We start from the raw sequence: 1,328 nt of genomic DNA, 5'->3' as shown, positions 1-1,328 counted from the left end.
TCGACTGACAGTGATGATGGAGATGAGCGCTTCCCGCCAGGGTCTGACCCATCGACTGACTGACCTCGAGGTCCTCAACCGGATCTGTCGGCCCTGGACGGGAAGCGCTCATCTGCACTCACCGGACGCGGCACCTGTGACTTCATAGGAGCCTGGCCAGAGGCCCCATCACTGTCTTGTCCGCCTTGCCCGGCTGGTGCGTGCCGCCCTGCCCCCAGCCAAGACGACAGGACGACGATGACCTCCATTACACCCGAAAACGCGCCGATCATCGAAGTCGCCGGCGGCGTCGACACCCACCAGGACACCCACACCGCAGCCGTGCTCGACCTGGTCGGCCGAGTCCTGGGAACCGAACAGTTCCCCGCCACCCCAGCCGGATACACCGCCCTGCTGACCTGGATGCGCACCTTCGGGCACCTGACACGAGTCGGGGTCGAAGGCACCGGCGCCTACGGAGCCGGGCTCACCCGCCTGCTGCAGGCCGAGGACATCAACGTCATCGAGATCGACCGGCCCGACCGCAAGAGGCGCCGCTTCCAAGGCAAGTCCGACCCGATCGACGCCATCGCCGCCGCCAAGGCCGCTCTGGCCGGCGACCGGACCGGCACCCCCAAGCAGCGCGACGGCCGCATCGAGGCGCTGCGGAACCTGCGCATCGCCCGACGCTCGGCCATCGACCAGCGCGCCGATACGCAACGTCGCCTCAAAGCCCTGATCGTGACCGCCCCTGACGCGCTCCGCCAGCAGCTGCGCGGCCTGACGATCACGAAACTGATCACCACCTGCGCCGCCCTGAACCCGGACCGCGACGACACCGCCAGCCCCGCCACCGCCACCCAGATCGCACTGCGTTCCCTGGCCCGCCGCCACCAGCAGCTCACCGCCGAGATCACCGACCTCGACGAACTGCTGGAGCCACTGGTGACCGCGATCAACCCCGCTCTGACCGCCACACACGGCGTGGGCACCGACACCGCCGGACAACTCCTGATCACCGCAGGCGAGAACCACGACCGGCTACACGGCGAAGCCGCCTTCGCCATGCTGTGCGGCGTCGCGCCGATCCCCGCCTCCTCCGGCAAGACCACCCGGCACCGCCTCAACCGCGGCGGCGACCGTCAAGCCAACGCCGCGCTCTACCGCGTCGTCCTGTGCCGCCTGCGCTGGGACCCTCGCACCCGCGCCTACATGGAACGACGCACCCAAGACGGCCTGTCCAAGAAAGAGATCATCCGCTGCCTCAAACGCTACGTGGCTCGCGAGCTCTACCGCATCATCACCTCAAACGATCAAGAACACGCCGCTTGACATCCATAGGAGCATCC

At 68.0% G+C, this 1,328-nt stretch carries 1 pseudogene; it reads left to right on the top strand.

Annotated elements, in window-relative coordinates:
• Positions 1-237 precede the first annotated feature (237 nt).
• Positions 238-1,328 (top strand): annotated as a pseudogene (locus ACWDRB_RS67840) (IS110 family transposase); the annotation flags it as partial.

It is taken from the genome of Nonomuraea sp. NPDC003707, from assembly GCF_053587055.1.
Note: the sequence above shows the minus strand (reverse complement) of the source record. Positions and strands in the feature narration are given on the sequence as shown.